Origin of the sequence: Acidovorax sp. Leaf191, assembly GCF_001424425.1 — a bacterium.
Lineage (GTDB): Bacteria > Pseudomonadota > Gammaproteobacteria > Burkholderiales > Burkholderiaceae_C > Acidovorax.
In genome coordinates this window covers 368,218-384,511 of record NZ_LMPT01000018.1, presented here as the reverse complement: position 1 = coordinate 384,511, position 16,294 = coordinate 368,218, and the positions used below count along the sequence as shown (strand labels likewise).

Genomic DNA, 16,294 nt, shown 5'->3' with positions numbered 1-16,294 from the left:
TTTCACGGCTTTTTGAACCCACCGGCCTGCGTGGCGGTGCGGTCGATCTTGACCACATGGGTCACGTAGATGCCGGGCGTGACGATGGCCTCCGGGTCCAGCGCGCCCAGTTCCACCACCTCGTGCACCGTGGCGATCGTGGTCTTGGCGGCCGTGGCCATCACCGGGCCGAAGTTGCGGGCCGACATGCGGTAGGTCAGGTTGCCCCAGCGGTCGCCCTGCTCGGCCTTGATCAGCGCCACGTCGCCGTGGATGGGGTACTCCAGCACATAGTGCTTGCCGTTGATCTCGCGCGTCTCCTTGCCGGCGGCCAGCTCGGTGCCGTGGGCCGTGGGGCAGAAGAACGCGCCGATGCCCGCGCCCGCAGCGCGCAGGCGCTCGGCCAGGTTGCCCTGGGGCACGAGTTCGAGTTCGAGCTTGCCGCTGCGGTACAGGTCGTCGAACACGTAGCTGTCGACCTGGCGCGGAAAGCTGCAGATGATCTTGCGCACCTGGCCGGCCTTGAGCAGCGCGGCCAGGCCCTGGTCGGCATTGCCGGCGTTGTTGTTGACCACCGTGAGGTCGCGCGCGCCCTGGGCGATCAGGCCGTCGATCAGTTCACCGGGAATGCCGGCCGTGCCGAACCCGCCTATCAACACCGTGGCACCATCCTTCACCCCCGAAAGGGCCTGGGCCACCGACTCCGCCAGCTTGTTGATCATCGAACCGCTTTCATGATGTGCTTGTCTCGGGATAGAATTTGTTCGCTTATAGAACAAATGTTCGCATAAAGAATTATAAAGGGCCGCTGCATGAATACCGAAACGCTCCCCACCAAAGACCCCAAACCCAGCGACAGCTATGTGCAGTCGTTCGCCCGCGGGCTGGAGGTGATCCGCTCGTTCAGCGCCGCCCGGCCGCAGCAGACGCTGAGCGAAGTGGCCGCGCAGACCGGCCTGACCCGCGCGGGCGCGCGCCGCATCCTGCTCACGCTGCAGACGCTGGGCTATGTGGAGACGGACGGCAAGCTCTTTCGGCTGAGCCCACGCATCCTGGACCTGGGCTTTGCGTACCTGTCGTCGCTGCCGATCTGGAACCTGGCCGAGCCGGTGATGGAAGACCTGGTGGAAGACGTGCGCGAGTCGTCATCGGCCGCCGTGCTCGACGGCCTGGACATCGTCTACGTGCTGCGGGTGCCCACGCACAAGATCATGCGCACCAACCTGGGCGTGGGCTCGCGCCTGCCGGCGCCCTGGACGTCGATGGGCCGGGTGCTGCTGGCCGGGCTGCCCGATAAGGAGCTGGAGGCGCGCCTGGAGCAGCACCCGCTCGAGCGCTTCACCGCGCACACCACCACCGACCTGCCGACACTGCTGTCACGCATCCGCGAGGCACGCCAGCAAGGCTGGTGCCTGGTGAACCAGGAGCTGGAGGAGGGTTTGATATCGATTGCCGCGCCGCTGGCCGACCGCACAGGCCGCACGGTGGCGGCGCTCAACATCAGCGGCCAGGCCAACCGGACCAGTGCGCAGATGATGCAGGAGACCCTGCTGCCCGCGCTGCTGCGTGCGGCCAGGACCATCTCACGGATGATGGGTGCGCCGCGTACCTGAGCGGCAGCGCTTTGAGAGGCAGCACTGCCAGGTGTGATTCGGGGGAACTATGCAGTGCAGTGCACTGCAATTTCATGCGGGCCGCGCGGCGCGGTGAGAATCACCGATGGGACGATTCACCGCAACGAGTTGCCGGGGCTGACACCCTGGTGGCCTTTGCCTTGCGTGGGTGCAAAGGCCGGGGCACCACCGCCCAACAGCTCGCTGCGGTGACTGGCGCCAGGGCGCGCAGGGTGCGGCCGTGGCAGAAAACACGTGGGATCAGACCTTGCGGCGAAAGCCCACCACCAGCACCATGCCGCCCAGCACCATGGCACCCAGGCTCATCCACTGTGGAATGACGACGGACTCGTAGTTGTCCTGCGCCGTCAGCTCCAGCGCGCCCAGGGGCGCCTGCAGGACGTCGCTGCCGATGCTGAAGCCGCCGGTCACAAAAACCGCCATGCCGGCCACCAGCAGCAAGGCGCCCGCAATTCGCAGTGCAGTCATGAACGTATCTCCCCAACACCGGGCCATCCGTGGAATCTGGCAGATAGGGCCCGGCTCTCTCTGCGCAACGCAAATGTAGAAGCGGCCCGAAAGCCGCCGCGTAGGACATGGCCGCAGACTATGCTGCGTTGACGGCGCGCCCCGCAACCCTGCACGCCCCAGGCCCACAGGGTGCGTGCTAACCTTCCGCCCCATGTTCAGCCCCTCCCAAGCCGATGTGCGCCGCTTTCTCTGCGGGGTGCACACCAAGACCCAGGCCGGCGCCCCCATGGAAGCCATCGAGACGCTGGCCAGCCTGTGGATCGCGGAGCACCCCGAATACCACGGCGAGCTGTCCGACGCCGATGCCGCCGTCGCCCGCAACTACGACGAGACCCCGGGCCAGACCAACCCCTTTCTGCACTTGTCGATGCACCTGTCCATCAGCGAGCAGTGCAGCATCGACCAGCCCCGCGGCATCCGCCAGGCGGTGGAGCTGTTGACCGCGCGGCTGGACTCCCTGCACGACGCCCACCACGCGGCCATGGACTGCCTGGGCGAGATGCTGTGGGAAAGCCAGCGCGCCGGCCGCCCGCCGGACGGCCAGGCCTACATCGCCTGCGTACAGCGGCGCGCCACCAAGGACTGACAGGGCACGGAAAACACGCCCTGCCGAGGGAGCTTGCCGCTTCTTCCCGCTGGCGCACACAATAGGACACACCGACACCGGCCACGCGAGGCACGCTCCTTGCGTGCAGCCTGTCCAGTCCGGTCCAGGAGCCCCCACGGATGCGCGCATTTCAGCTCTCCCTGCGAACGGCCATCGCCGTGCCTTTTGCCGCGCTGTTCGCAGCCACGGTGGCACTGCAGGCCGTCACGCAGCACCGGCAGATCACCGATCTGATCGACCAGGAGAGCGTGCGCCTGCTCGATGCGATCACCAACACCTCGCGCGGGCGGCTGGCCGAGTTTCTGGAGGCGCCCTTCCTCATCCAGCGCAGCATCGGCGATGCCATAGCGCGCCATGGCCTGTACCAGCCAGGCAACCTCAAGCCCGTGTACCAGCATTTGCAGGGCATTTTTTCCGAGCTCTATACAGACCACCAGCAGATCAGCCTGCTCAGCTTCGGCAGCCAGACGGGCGAGTACGCCGGCATCCGCCGGGACGCCAGCGCACGCAGCGGCTTCAAGCTGATCCTCAAGGACGGCTCCACCCGCGGCCTCATGAACGTGTACGAGGACGCCACCCCCACCAAGGTGGCCGCGGCCTTCCCCCACTACGACCCGCGCGTTCGGCCCTGGTATGCACCGGTGGCGCAGTCGGGCATGGCCCTGTGGTCGCCCATCTACACCACCGCCGGCGAGCGGGGTGACGTGACCATCTCGGCCGCGTCGCCCGTCGTGGTCAAGGGCCAGCTGGTGGGTGTGATGGAGGCCGACGTGCGGCTGGACACCCTCAACCGCTTTTTGCGCGAGGAGCCGCTGCGCGGGCAAGGCCAGATCTTCATCACCGACGCGCAGGGCCGCATGGTCGCGCACTCCGAGCCCGGCGCGCTGGTCAGCGACCGGCAGGACACCGCCGGCCAGCGCGAACGCCTGAGCGTGGACCAAAGCGCCAGCGCGCAGATCCGCGCTGCCGGAGCCTACCTGCAGCAGGCGCCCACCACGGCCGAGGGAACGGGCTTTCGCTTCACGGTCCAGGGCGAGCAGTACTTCGGCCGGGTCACGCGGTACGCGGACGCACGCGGCATCGACTGGCGCATCGTCGTGCTGCTGCCGGAGTCCGACCTGCTCGGCGACTCGCGCAGTTCCAGCCGCCGGGCGCTGCTGGCCACCGCCGCCATCGCCGTTCTGGGCCTCATCCTCGGGCTGTGGGTGATCGAGCGCGCCGCGCGCCCCATCCTCATGACGGCCGAGGCTGCCAACCGCATTGCACGCGGCGAATGGAGCACCGGCATCGAAAAAAGCAGCCCGCTGCTGGAGACCACCATCCTCGTGCACGCCTTCAACCAGATGGCGGAGCGGCTGCAGCGCTCGTTCAACCAGATGCGCGAGCTGCTCATCTACGACAGCCTCACCCAGCTGCTCACGCGCCGGGGCCTGCTGGAGCAGGCCAACTGGACCGAGCCGCAGCCTGCGGTGCTGACCCTGGTGGGGCTGGACGCCTTTCGCGCCATCAACGACAACGTGGGCTATGGCACGGGCGACCGCCTGCTGCAGGCCGTGAGCGAGCGCCTGCGCGCCCGCCTGCCCGCCCCCGTGCTCATGGCGCGCCTGGGCGGCGATGAATTCGCGCTGCTGCATTTGGCCGGCGGCGAGTCTTCAACGCAGGCGCAGATCGCCAAGGCAGTGCTGGCGCTGTTCTCCACGCCGTTCTCTGCCGGCGCCGACGAGGTCATGGTGCATGCATCGGTGGGCGTGGTGGGCGGGCACCTGCGCGGCGACGACCTGCCCGAATGGCTGCGCAACGCCAGCATCGCGCTGGGCGAGGCGAAGCGGCGCGGCCTGAACCAGTGCGTGGTGTTCGAGCCCAGCATGGCAGAGCAGTCCAAGGAGCGCGCGCGGCTGGCCACCGAACTGCGCCAGGCCCTGGAGAAAGACCAGTTCCTCGTGCACTACCAGCCCGTGATCGAGCTGGCCACCGGCCGCGTGAGCGGCGCCGAAGCGCTGCTGCGCTGGCACAGCCCCACGCGGGGCATGGTGCCGCCGGGTGTGTTCATCCCGGTGGCCGAAGAGTCGGACCTGATCCTCGCCCTGGGCGACTGGGTGCTGCGCCGCGCCACGCGGGACATCGCAGAGCAACTGCCGCGGCTGCCCGAAGGCTTCGACCTGCATGTGAACGTGTCCGCGCGGCAGCTCATCCAGTCGGACTTTCCGGCCGCGCTGCAGCAGGTGCTGGCCACCAGCGGCCTGCCGCCGCAGCACCTGACGCTGGAGCTGACCGAGTCGGTGCTGATCGAGGGCGATGCGGTGACCGGCCAGCGCCTGGCACGCATCCGTGCGCTGGGCGTGAAGATCGCCATCGACGACTTCGGCACCGGCTACTCGTCGCTGGCGTACCTGAGCCGCCTGCCGTTCGACTGCGTGAAGGTCGACCAGAGCTTCGTGCGCAACCTGCTCGACTCGCCGCAGAACGCTGCCATCGTCACCGCCGTGCTGAACATGTCGCAAGGCTTCGGCGTGACCGTGGTGGCCGAAGGCGTGGAGACACAGGCCGCCGCGCAGCGCCTGCGCGAAATGGGCTGCGCCAGCGCGCAGGGCTACTGGTTCGGCCGCCCCGCGCTGCTGCAGGAGATGGACCTGTCGGTGCGGTCGCTGGACGGCGACGGCACGGGCTCACCGCCAACACCCCCAACATCGCCAACACCGTCGTCAGCGCCATCAACGCCATCCACGCAGGCATGAAAAAACCCGCCAGGGCATGGCGGGTTGTTCTGGTCGCGGGCGGGTGACTGATCACACCGCCGGGCTCTTGCTGCGATCAGCGAAAGCGCGATTGCGGCACCACGTGCAGGTCGCCGTCGATGCCGCTGATGTAGTTGGACAGCGCCTTCAGCTCGGCGTTCGTGAACTGCTTGGCGACACCGCCCATGATGGCGTTGCTGCGGCCCACGTTGGGGTTCTTCTCGGCCTTGTACGACTTCAGGGCGACGAACAGGTAGTCGGCGTGCTGGCCGGCGATCTTGGGGTAGGACGGGTCGATGGGCTTGGCGAAGTTGTCGCCGTGGCACGAAACGCAGGCGCCCTTCTTGAGCAGCTCGGCCACTTGCACGCTGGGTTCGCGGGCGGGCTTGGCGGGCAGCTCTGCACCCGTCTTGCCATGCTGCTCGTAGTAGGCAGACACGTCGGCGATGTCCTTTTCAGACAGCGAATCGGCAATGCCGCGCATGGTGGGGTGCTTGCGCTCGCCCTTTTGGTAGGCGGTCAGCGCAGCGGCGATGTACTTGGCGCTCTGGCCCGAAATCATCGGCACCTTGTGCACTTCCGGAAAGCTGGCCTGGTAGCCCGGAATACCGTGGCAACCGATGCACATGGCGATCTTCTGCTTGCCTGCTTCCACGTCGCCTTTGGCTTCCTGGGCATGGGAGACGGCGGTCACGGAAGCGACAGCCAGGGCGAATAGCGTGGTCAGCGTTTTGTTCATTTTGCGCGCACAATCTCGTGGAAGTTCAGTCAGCTCTGGGGATCTGATCAACAGCAGATTATAGCCAGCGCCTGTCAAGCCCCATCCATCAACGATCCGGTGATTTCCCTCATGAAATTTCAAGGTTCCCAGAACTACGTCGCCACCCAAGACCTGATGCTGGCCGTGAACGCAGCCATCACCCTGCAGCGCCCGCTGCTCATCAAGGGCGAGCCCGGCACCGGCAAGACGATGCTGGCCGAAGAAGTGGCCCAGGCGCTGGACATGCCACTGTTGCAATGGCACATCAAGTCGACCACCAAGGCCCAGCAGGGCCTGTACGAATATGACGCCGTGAGCCGCCTGCGCGACAGCCAGCTCAATGATGGCGACAGCGCCGACCGCGTGAAGGACATCCGCAACTACATCGTGCAGGGCGTGCTGTGGCAGGCCTTCACGGCCGACCGGCCCGTGGCGCTGCTGATCGACGAGATCGACAAGGCCGACATCGAATTCCCGAACGACCTGCTGCGCGAGATCGACCGCATGGAGTTCTACTGCTACGAGACGCGCGAGCTCATCAAGGCCAAGCACCGCCCGCTGGTGTTCATCACCTCCAACAACGAAAAAGAACTGCCCGACGCCTTCCTGCGCCGCTGCTTCTTTCACTTCATCAAGTTCCCCGAGGCCGACACCATGCGCCAGATCGTGGGCGTGCACTTCCCCACGCTCAAGAGCGAGCTCTTGTCCGTGGCGATGAAGACCTTCTACGACGTGCGCAACCTGCCCGGCCTCAAGAAGAAGCCGTCGACCAGCGAGCTGCTCGACTGGCTCAAGCTGCTGGTGGCCGAGGACATCCCGCTCACCGCGCTGCAAAGCGCCGACAACAAGGTGGCCGTGCCGCCGCTGGTGGGCGCGTTGCTCAAGAACGAACAGGATGTGAGCCTGTTCGAAAAGCTCGTGTTCATGAACCAAAGAAATCGTTGATGCCGCAGCCAAGCCCGGCCCCATGAGCGCACCCCACACACCCTCTCTCGCAGACGGCATTGCCGATGCCATCGGTTTCGTCGGCGGCGCGCTGGCCGGCTTCTGGATCGGCCAGTGGCTGGGCTTCGATATCTTCGCGCCCGGCTACGGCACCAAGACGCTGCTGGGCATTGCCCTGGTGGGCCTGGGCGGCGGACTGGGCCTACACGCGGCGCGCCGCTGGCAGGCGAGCCGCCGCGAGCGCACCCCCGACTGACTGGCCTGGGGCACCGCACGCTCTGGCAGCACCAATCGCAACGACAGCAACGACAGCAACATGGCCTTTGTAGAACCCGTCACCCTGAGCAGCCGCGGCGTGCGCCTGGAGCCCCTGGCGCTGTCGCACGAAGCGGGCCTTGCCGCGGCGGCAGCCGATGGCGAGCTGTGGAAGCTGCGCATCACCTCGGTGCCCGAGCCAGAGGACACGCGCGCCTACATCGACACCGCGCTCAAAGGCCGCGAGGAAGGCCATCGCTTCGCTTTCGCCGTCATCGACGAAGCCACCGGCCAGGTGCTGGGGTCCAGCAGCTTCCACGACATCGTGCCCGCCGTGCGCCGCGTGGAGATCGGCTACACCTGGTACCGCCAAAGCGTGCAGCGCAGCCACGTCAACACCACCTGCAAACTGCTGCTCATGGGCCATGCTTTCGACATGCTGGGCTGCCACGTGGTGGGCTGGCGCACCGACAACTACAACTTCGCCTCGCAGCGCGCCATCGAGCGCCTGGGTGCCAGGAAGGACGGCGTCATCCGCGGCCACGCGCTGCGCCGCGACGGCACCATCCGCGACACGGTGATGTACAGCATGCGTGCCGGCGAGTGGCCCGAAGCGCGGGCGCAGTTGCTATATCTTTTAGAGCGCCACACGCCCGCCTGACCAGCGGCAGGAGCCCACAACATGCTCATCGACTTCTTCTACACGCTGCGCGCGGCCAAGCTGCCGGTGTCGGTCAAGGAATACCTCACCCTGCTCGAAGCCCTGCAGGCCGGCGTGGTGGGCCCCCGCTCGGACGACGCCTGGAGCCTGGACGACTTCTACAACCTCTCGCGCCTGACCCTGGTCAAGGACGAGAAGCACTACGACAAGTTCGACCGGGCCTTCGGCGCCTACTTCAAGGGCGTGGAGATGGTGGCCGACTTCACCAAGGACATTCCGGCCGACTGGCTGCGCAAGATTCTGGAGAACGAGCTCACGCCCGAACAAAAGGCCGCCATCGAGAAGATGGGCTGGGACGAGCTGATGGAGACGCTCAAGAAGCGCCTTGAAGAACAGAAGGAGCGCCACGAAGGCGGCAGCAAGTGGATCGGCACCGGCGGCACCAGCCCGTTCGGCCACGGCGGCTACAACCCGCAGGGCGTGCGCATCGGTGGCGCTGGCAAGAACAAGAGCGCCGTCAAGGTGTGGGAGCAGCGCGCCTACAAGGACTACGACGACCAGCAGGAGCTGGGCACGCGCAACATCAAGGTGGCGCTGCGCCGCCTGCGCAAGTTCGCACGCGAAGGGCACGACCTGGAGCTCGACCTGCCCGACACCATCCGCAGCACCGCCGCCAACGCGGGGTACCTCGACATCAAGATGGTGCCCGAGCGGCACAACAACGTGAAGGTGCTGCTGCTGATGGACGTGGGCGGCACCATGGACGAACACATCCAGCGCGTGGAAGAACTCTTCAGCGCCGTGAAGTCCGAGTTCAAGCACCTCGAGTTCTACTATTTCCACAACTGCGTGTACGACTTCATGTGGAAGAACAACCGCCGCCGCTTCGCCGAGAAGTTCCCGACCCTGGACATCATCCGCAAGTACAACCGCGACTACAAGCTGATCTTCGTGGGCGACGCCACCATGAGCCCGTACGAGATCCTGCAGCCCGGTGGCAGCGTGGAATACAACAACGAAGAACCCGGCGCCGAGTGGATCCAGCGCCTGACCCACGCGTTTCCCAAGCACGCCTGGATCAACCCCGAGCCCCAGGGCGTGTGGCAGTACCGCCAGAGCATCAGCATCATCCAGCAGCTGCTGGGCAACCGCATGTACCCGCTGTCGCTCAAGGGGCTGGAAGAGACCATGCGCCTGCTGTCCAAGTAGGACCGCAGGCACTGCCCCCGGCGCCCACCGCGCAGGGGACCGGCGGGGGCGCCTCGGCATAGCGGGCACAGTGAGCGAAGCTGTCTGACAAGGACCGCCCAACTTTCAGGGCATAGTGGCAGGGCACCAACAAGGTGCAGGTGCGGCGTGCAAGACACCTGAAACGCCGTTTTTGACGCCCCGGACGCCCAACACTCCTTGCCCACCGTGCCTTTCAGCCCCCTGCGCCCCACCGCCATCTCCCCAACGCCGGCCCTGTGGCCGGCGTTGCTGCTTGTTGGCGTGCTCGGCCTGCAAGGCTGCAGCATGCTGCGGCCCGGGGTCGACAAGGACGAGGGCGACAGCGCATCGGGCACGGGGCCCGTCATCGCAGAGTCTTCGTCGCCATCGTTCGCGGTCGAAGTGCGCGCCCCCGATGCCGTGCGCGGCACGCTGGAGCGGCACCTGGAGCTGCAGCGCTTTCGCAACCTGCCCGATGTCAACGCCAGCGAGCTGCAGCGCCTGCTGGGCGCGGCTGACGCCAATGCGCGCGAGCTGCTGGGCACCATGGGTTACTTTGCGCCCACCATCACGGTCGAGCTGACCGAAACCCCGGACTCCAAGGCTGCGCCGCGCACCGTGGTGGTCACCGTGCAGCCCGGGCCGCAGACCCGCATCGCCAGCGCGGACATCGACTTCTCGGGCAACCCTGCGGCAGACCCTGAAGACGCCAAGGCCACCACCCGCCAGCAGCAACGGGTGCAGCGCAACTGGTCGCTGTCGCCGGGCCAGGCCTTCACGCAGTCGGCGTGGGATTCGGCCAAGACCGATGGCCTGCGCCAGCTGCAGGCCCGCCGCCACCCCACCGCCCGCATCGCCAACAGCCGTGCAGAGGTCGACGCCGACAAGCACGAGGCCAAGCTGAGCGTCACCTACGAGCCCGGCCCGGCCTACCGCTTCGGCCCTCTGCGCGTGCAGGGCAGCGAGCGCTACGACCCCGATGGCGCCCGCCGCCTGGCGCGCCTGCCCACGGGCGCGGTGTACGACGAGGCCGAGCTGCTGGACGCGCAGTTGCGCCTGGCCAGCAGCGGTTACTACGACGCGGTGTTCCTCACGCTCGACACCGAAGGCACCGACCCGCAGGCCGCCCCGGTGGTGGCCCACGTGCGCGAAGCGCCGCTGCAAAAGCTGGTGTTCGGCCCCGGCTTTTCGACCGACAGCGGCGCGCGCCTGTCGCTGGAGCACATCCACAACAAGCTGCCCGGCATCGGCTGGCGCGCGGTGAGCAAGCTGTCGCTGGACCGCGAGACGAAACTGGCCAGCACCGAATGGACCGCACTGCCCGACACCAACGGCTGGCGCTGGTTCGCCGGCGGCCAATTGCAGCGCGAGGACACGGGCGACTTCGACACCAACAGCGGCCGCCTGCGATCGGGCCGCAGCAAGAGCACCAAAGCCATCGACCGCAGCTACTTCCTGCAGTACGACTACGCCAACAGCCAGGGTGTGGGCGCACCGCCGTCGGGCACCGCCGTCAGCCTCAACTACGGCTGGACGGGCCGCTACTTCAACAACATGACCGCACCCACGCGCGGCCACGGCATCGCCGTGGAGTTGGGCGTGGGCACCACGCTGCGGCCCGAGCGCGACCCCTTCGTGCGCACCCTGGTGCGCTGGCAGACCTTCATCCCCGCAGGCCGCGTGCAGGACGACGCCGGCCAGGGCCGCAATGCCCGCATCGCCGTGCGCACCGAGGCTGGGGCCGTGCTGGCGCGCGACAGTGCCCAGGTGCCGGTGACGCAGCTCTTTCTGACCGGTGGCGACACCACGGTGCGGGGCTACGGCTACCGCAGCATCGGCGCCCGCACCGACAACGGCATGCTGTACGGCGGCCGCTACATGGCCGTGGGCAGCGTCGAATGGCAGCGCCCCATCGTCTACAAGGGTGAGATGACCGACTGGGAAAGCACACTGTTCGTGGACGCAGGCGCGGTGGCCGACCGCGCAGGCGACCTGGACCCGCGCGTCGGCGTGGGCGCGGGTGTGCGCTGGCGCAGCCCGGTGGGCCCGCTGCAGGCCGACCTGGCCTACGGTGTGAAGACCAAGGAAGTGCGGGTGCACCTGCGTCTGGGGTTCAGCTTCTGATGGCAAACCAGGACCCCACGCCCGTTCCAGCCCCCGCTCCGCCACGCGCCAGGTATTCGGATTTCAGCGCTGGCGCGTCCGGCCGCAAGAAGCCCCCACGGCGGCGCGTACGCCGCGCGCTGCGGGGCCTGGGCTGGTTGCTGGCCACCGTGGTGGCCCTGCTCATCGCCACCGCCGCAGCCCTGTGGTGGTGGGCCGGCAGCAACAGCTCGCTGGCGGCGGCACTGGCACGCGCCGCGCAGTACCTGCCCGCCGACCAGCAACTGGAAAGCCGCGACGTCAGCGGGTCACTGCGCGGCGGCGGGCACATCGGCTGGCTGCGCTGGAGCAGCCCGGCGCTGTCCGTGGAGGTGAACGACATCGCCCTGGGCTGGCAGCTCATGCCCCTGCTGCAACGGCGCCTGGAGCTGGGCGAGGTGCACGCCGCCCGGGTGCAGATCACACCGGCCGCGGACGCACCGCGCAGCACCGAGCCACCACAACCCCTCACGCAGCTCAAGCTGCCGCTGCAGATCGGCGTGCCGTTTCGGGTGGACGAGATCCAGTGGGCAGGCACGCCGGCCGTGCAGGTGCTGGGCCTGCAGGGCACGTACCGCTACGACGGGCGCGATCACCGTCTGAAGATCGACAACGTGGAGCTGGCCCAGGGCCGCTACAGCGCCAGCGCCACGCTGCAGGCCGATGCGCCCATGGCGCTGGACGCCACGGTGGACGGCGCGGTGCACACCGCCGTGCCCGGTGGCGGCGCAGCGCTGCAGTTGGGCGCACACGCCACGCTGCAGGGCACGCTGGCCACGGCTGCGGCGCAGCTGGAACTGAAGGCGCGCATCAGCCCGGTGGCCGCAGAGGTGGCGCCACCAGCATCGGCTGCATCATCCGCCTCTGCAGCAAAGCCAGCCAAACCCGCATCCAACGGTACCCGCACACCACGCGCAGGCCAGCGCACGCCAACGCCACCGCCTGCTGAGCCCATGCAGGCCGACCTGACGGCCACAGTCACCCCATGGACCGCCCAGCCCCTGCAGGCCGCCACCGCAGCGCTGCGCGCCGTGGACCTGGCCGCACTCTGGCCCCAGGCACCCAGCACACAGTTGCATGGCACGGTGACGGCCGGTCCGGTGGCGATCACCCCCGCAGCAAACACCACGCAGCAGCCACCCGCACCCCATCCACCCACCAGCACGCAGGGCAGTGCCCCACCCGTGCCTGCCCCAGTGTCGCCGGCACCGACCACCGGATGGACGCTGCAAGCCCAGTTGCGCAACGACCTGGCGGGCCCGTGGGACCAGGGCCGCCTGCCTCTGTCCGCGCTGCAGGCAGACGCCAGCTACGATGGCACCCGCTGGACCGTGCCCAGCGCCGTTGCCAGCGCAGGCACCGGCACGGCCACGCTGCAAGGTCACTACACGCCATCCACCCAGGCGCTGGAGGGCCAGGCCGAACTGCGCAACCTGCGCCCCGACCTGCTGCACACCGCCATGGCTGCCGTGCCGCTGGCAGGCCGCGCCAGCGCACAGACGCAGGGCGACCAGGTGCGCTTCAGCGCAGACATCCGTGCGTCGGGCCCCGCTGCAGCGTCTGCACGGGCCACCAAGGGCCGCCCTGCCCTGCTCAGCATCCAGACCCTGGCGGCGCAGGGAAGTTGGCAACACGGGGCCCAGACCGGTGGCGGCACGGTGCAGCTCGACCGCCTGCTGGTGGATGCACTGCAGGCGCGCGCCGAAGGCACCGGTGTGCGCATCGCCCTGGCCGGCCCCGCCGTGCAGGGCCAGCTTGCCATCACCGTGCCGGGCGCCACGGCCCGGGCGCAAGGCAGCATCGCACCCACCACCGGCGCTGGCGACCTGCAGGTGCAATGGGCCGACCTGGATGCCACGCAGCGCTGGCTCACCAGCCTGCCGTTCGCCGGCAGCGCAGCACAGGACGCGCTGCAGGGTGCCACGGCCAAGGGCGCAGCGTCGGTCACCGCGCGCTGGAAGGGCGGCTGGCAGACACTGGCGCGCCAACTGCAGGCCGCCCCAACCGGCGCAGCCTTGCCAGCAACCAAGGACGCCTTCGAGCTGCAGGCCACGCTGGCCACATCGCAGCTCGACCTGACGCTGCCCCCAACCAAGGAAGCCGGCAGCAGGCCCACCGCCGTGCAACTGCGCGGCGTGAAGGCCGAGCTGTCGGGCAACGTACTGCAGGCCGCCCTGTCGGTGGACGGCGAAGCCCGCCTGAACGCCAGCCAGGCACAGCAGATGCAGCGCGCCACCCTGCAGGCCCGACTGTCCGGTGGCCTGGCCGCCCCCTCGCAATGGCGAGCACAGATCAACGAACTGCGCCTGCAGGCGCAGGACGCTCAGCGCCCCGGCCCCTGGGCCGTGCAGCTGGCCGAACCGCTGTCCATTACCGTGAACACCACGGCCAGCACGGCCCCCGCCGCCGGCACGGCAAGCCGGCGCAACAGGAACGACAACAACGACACCAAAGGTGGCACCGCCCCCGCGCCCCAGCCCGCGCCCGCACTGACCATCCAGACATCCGCAGGCCAGGCCCGCCTGACCGGCCCGCAGCCTGGCACCGTGGTACTGCGCTGGCAGCCCGTGCGAGTCACCACCGGCCCCGCATTCCAGCTGCAGACACAGGGCACCCTGCAGGGCCTGCCCATGGCCTGGGTGGATGCGCTGGGCATGGGCGGCACACCCGCAGCAGCGGGCCGCCCCACGCAGCCGCTGCTGGCCCGCATGGGCCTGGGCAGCACCCTGGTGCTGGATGGCCAATGGAACCTGGACACCACCAGTGCGCTGCGTGCCAGCGCCAGCCTGCGGCGCGCCAGCGGCGACCTGCGCATCCTGGCGGGCGACCCAACTGCCGTCACTGCCGTACAAAGCAGCGGCCAGGGCGCGGGTGCCGGCGCCACCACCGTGATCGCCACCGAGGCCACGTCCACCCCAGCCGCGGGCACGCCCGCCGGTGTGCGCCAGGCCGAGGTGTCGATCGATGTGGAAGGCGACGCGCTGCGCGCACGTCTGGCCTGGGCCAGCGACCGCGCCGGCGAGATCGATGCCAGCGCCAGCACCCGGCTCACCCTGGCCGGTGGCAGCGCGGGCACCGACCTGGCCGCCATCACCTGGGCGGCCGACGCCCCCCTGGCCGGCACGCTGCGCGCCCGCCTGCCGGACGTGGGTGTGTGGTCTGCCCTGGCACCGCCCGGCTGGCGCGTGCGCGGCACGCTGGACGCCAGCGCCACCTTGTCCGGCACGCGCGACGCACCCCGCTGGGCCGGCACGCTGGGTGCCGACGAACTGGCCGTGCGCTCCGTGGTCGACGGCGTGGACCTGCAAGGCGGCCGCCTGCGCGCCAATTTGAGCGGCAACCAACTGGACATCACCGAGTTCCGCCTGCAGGGCGGGCGCGGCAGCGGCGCACGCATCGCAGGTTTCAGCGGCAACCGCACCGCCGCGCCGCAGGACGGCGGCACCCTCACGGGCTCTGGCCGCATCACCTGGGGCCAGGCGGGCAACGGCATGTCGGGCATCGCCATGGCCATGCAGGCCGAGGCCAAGGCCCTGCAGGTGCTGGTACGCGCCGACCGCCAGATCAGCGTGTCGGGCGAGCTGAAGGCCCAGCTGCAGCAAGGCCAGATCAGCCTGCGCGGCAAGCTGACCACCGACCGCGCCACCATCATCCTGCCCGACGAAAGCGCGCCCAGCCTGGGCTCGGACGTGGTCGTGCGGTCTGCCGCCAAGGACAAGGAAGACCAGGCCAAGGCCCAGGCCGCCGCCCGCGCCAACCAGGTGGCCGCGCAGGCCGAAACCGCCAAGCCCCCCGACATCGCCATCACCCTCAACCTGGGCCGCGACTTCGCGCTGCATGGCCACGGCATCACCACGCGCCTGACCGGCGAAGTGGACATCCGCAGCAGCGCCGTGGCCGGCGCCCCGCCGCGCGTGACCGGCGAGGTGCGCACCGAAGAGGGCCGCTACCGCGCCTGGGGCCAGATGCTGGACGTGGAGACCGGCCTCATCCGCTTCAACGGCCCGTACAACAACCCGTCGCTCGACATCCTGGCCCTGCGCCCCAACATCAGCGTGCGCGCGGGCGTGCAGGTCACTGGCAGCGCCCAGGCCCCGCGCGTGCGCCTGTATTCGGACCCCGAACTGCCCGACGCCGAAAAGCTGTCGTGGGTGGTCCTGGGCCGCAACGCCGCCGCCGGCGGCGCCGAAGCCGCCGTGCTGCAACAAGCCGCCCTGGCCCTGCTGGGCCGAGGCGGCGGCGGCAACAACACCGCCGCCAACATCGCCAACCGCGTGGGCCTGGACGAAATCGGCTTCAAGGGCCCCGGCTCCGGCGAAGACGCCACGGGCGCTGCACTCACTTTTGGCAAGCGCTTGTCCAAGGATCTGTACGTGACGTACGAACGCAGCCTGTCGGGCACGCTGGGCACGCTGTATATCTTCTACGACCTGTCGCGCCGCCTGACGCTGCGCGGGCAGACGGGGGAGAAGAGCGCGGTGGATCTGATCTATACCGTGAAGTACGACTGAGGCGGGCGTACCAGGCCGCCAGGAACTGCCCCGCGCAGCCCCTACAATGCGCGGCTGTCTCTTCGTAGTTCAATGGATAGAACGAGTGCCTCCTAAGCGCTAGATACAGGTTCGATTCCTGTCGAAGGGACCAGTGGCCAGTCCGCAAGAGTCCAAACTCTTCCGGACTTTTTTATTTCCCTTTTGAAATCAGCAACTTAGCTGTCCGCACCCGTCCAGCCCCATCCACCCCCATCCGCGCAACTTGGGGGCACATTTGTGGGCACATTTTTCAAAAGCGGGGCACATTTCTTTTATGCTCCCACCAGAGGCGCAGATGCCCCATGGCAGAGGGCGTTCTTTTTCG

Annotated in this window: 12 protein-coding genes and 1 tRNA gene; 10 read left to right on the top strand and 3 right to left on the bottom strand. The window is 68.5% G+C overall.

Features of this window, described 5'->3' with window-relative positions:
* Positions 1 to 2 precede the first annotated feature (2 nt).
* On the bottom strand, positions 3 to 701 hold the full coding sequence (locus ASG27_RS13360; RefSeq protein ID WP_056417889.1) for a 3-oxoacid CoA-transferase subunit A: 699 nt from the start codon (positions 699 to 701) through the stop codon (positions 3 to 5).
* Positions 702 to 791: 90 nt separating this feature from the next.
* Between ASG27_RS13360 and ASG27_RS13355 the strand changes: the two genes are divergently transcribed.
* Complete coding sequence (locus tag ASG27_RS13355) at positions 792 to 1,592, top strand: IclR family transcriptional regulator domain-containing protein (protein ID WP_056417886.1); 801 nt, start codon at positions 792 to 794, stop codon at positions 1,590 to 1,592.
* 261 nt (positions 1,593 to 1,853) lie between these two features.
* On the opposite strand, the gene ASG27_RS13350 is transcribed toward ASG27_RS13355, so the two are convergent.
* Positions 1,854 to 2,081 (bottom strand): hypothetical protein, encoded by a 228-nt coding sequence (locus tag ASG27_RS13350; protein ID WP_200912433.1) that lies wholly within the window; start codon positions 2,079 to 2,081, stop codon positions 1,854 to 1,856.
* Between the two features lie 193 nt (positions 2,082 to 2,274).
* Between ASG27_RS13350 and ASG27_RS13345 the strand changes: the two genes are divergently transcribed.
* Positions 2,275 to 2,709, top strand: a complete 435-nt coding sequence (locus tag ASG27_RS13345) for a DUF1841 family protein (RefSeq protein WP_056417883.1) — start codon at positions 2,275 to 2,277, stop codon at positions 2,707 to 2,709.
* Positions 2,710 to 2,849: 140 nt separating this feature from the next.
* Positions 2,850 to 5,465, top strand: a complete 2,616-nt coding sequence (locus ASG27_RS13340; RefSeq protein ID WP_082485982.1) for a putative bifunctional diguanylate cyclase/phosphodiesterase — start codon at positions 2,850 to 2,852, stop codon at positions 5,463 to 5,465.
* A gap of 76 nt (positions 5,466 to 5,541) precedes the next feature.
* Here the strand turns inward: ASG27_RS13340 and ASG27_RS13335 are convergent, their stop codons facing one another.
* On the bottom strand, positions 5,542 to 6,204 hold the full coding sequence (locus tag ASG27_RS13335) for a c-type cytochrome (protein ID WP_056417881.1): 663 nt from the start codon (positions 6,202 to 6,204) through the stop codon (positions 5,542 to 5,544).
* Between the two features lie 111 nt (positions 6,205 to 6,315).
* Here ASG27_RS13335 and ASG27_RS13330 point away from each other — a divergent pair, with 111 nt between their 5' ends.
* From ASG27_RS13330 to ASG27_RS13300, 7 genes are all read left to right on the top strand, one after another.
* The gene (locus tag ASG27_RS13330) at positions 6,316 to 7,170 is read left to right on the top strand and encodes an AAA family ATPase (RefSeq protein ID WP_056417878.1); all 855 of its coding nucleotides are present in this window, start codon (positions 6,316 to 6,318) and stop codon (positions 7,168 to 7,170) included.
* Positions 7,171 to 7,192: 22 nt separating this feature from the next.
* A complete protein-coding gene (locus tag ASG27_RS13325; RefSeq protein ID WP_056417874.1) occupies positions 7,193 to 7,426 on the top strand; it encodes a hypothetical protein in 234 nt (77 codons plus the stop codon).
* A 60-nt stretch (positions 7,427 to 7,486) separates the two neighbouring features.
* Positions 7,487 to 8,086: a GNAT family N-acetyltransferase gene (locus tag ASG27_RS13320; RefSeq protein ID WP_056417871.1), complete on the top strand. Its 600-nt coding sequence runs from the start codon at positions 7,487 to 7,489 to the stop codon at positions 8,084 to 8,086.
* Between the two features lie 21 nt (positions 8,087 to 8,107).
* Positions 8,108 to 9,295 (top strand): vWA domain-containing protein, encoded by a 1,188-nt coding sequence (locus tag ASG27_RS13315; protein ID WP_056417868.1) that lies wholly within the window; start codon positions 8,108 to 8,110, stop codon positions 9,293 to 9,295.
* 207 nt (positions 9,296 to 9,502) lie between these two features.
* Complete coding sequence (locus ASG27_RS13310; RefSeq protein WP_442854091.1) at positions 9,503 to 11,419, top strand: autotransporter assembly complex protein TamA; 1,917 nt, start codon at positions 9,503 to 9,505, stop codon at positions 11,417 to 11,419.
* Positions 11,419 to 15,948, top strand: a complete 4,530-nt coding sequence (locus tag ASG27_RS13305; protein ID WP_056417865.1) for a translocation/assembly module TamB domain-containing protein — start codon at positions 11,419 to 11,421, stop codon at positions 15,946 to 15,948. The genes ASG27_RS13310 and ASG27_RS13305 overlap by 1 nt, the downstream gene beginning before the upstream one ends.
* A 58-nt stretch (positions 15,949 to 16,006) precedes the next feature.
* Positions 16,007 to 16,081, top strand: a tRNA-Arg gene (locus tag ASG27_RS13300).
* Positions 16,082 to 16,294: the final 213 nt, after the last annotated feature.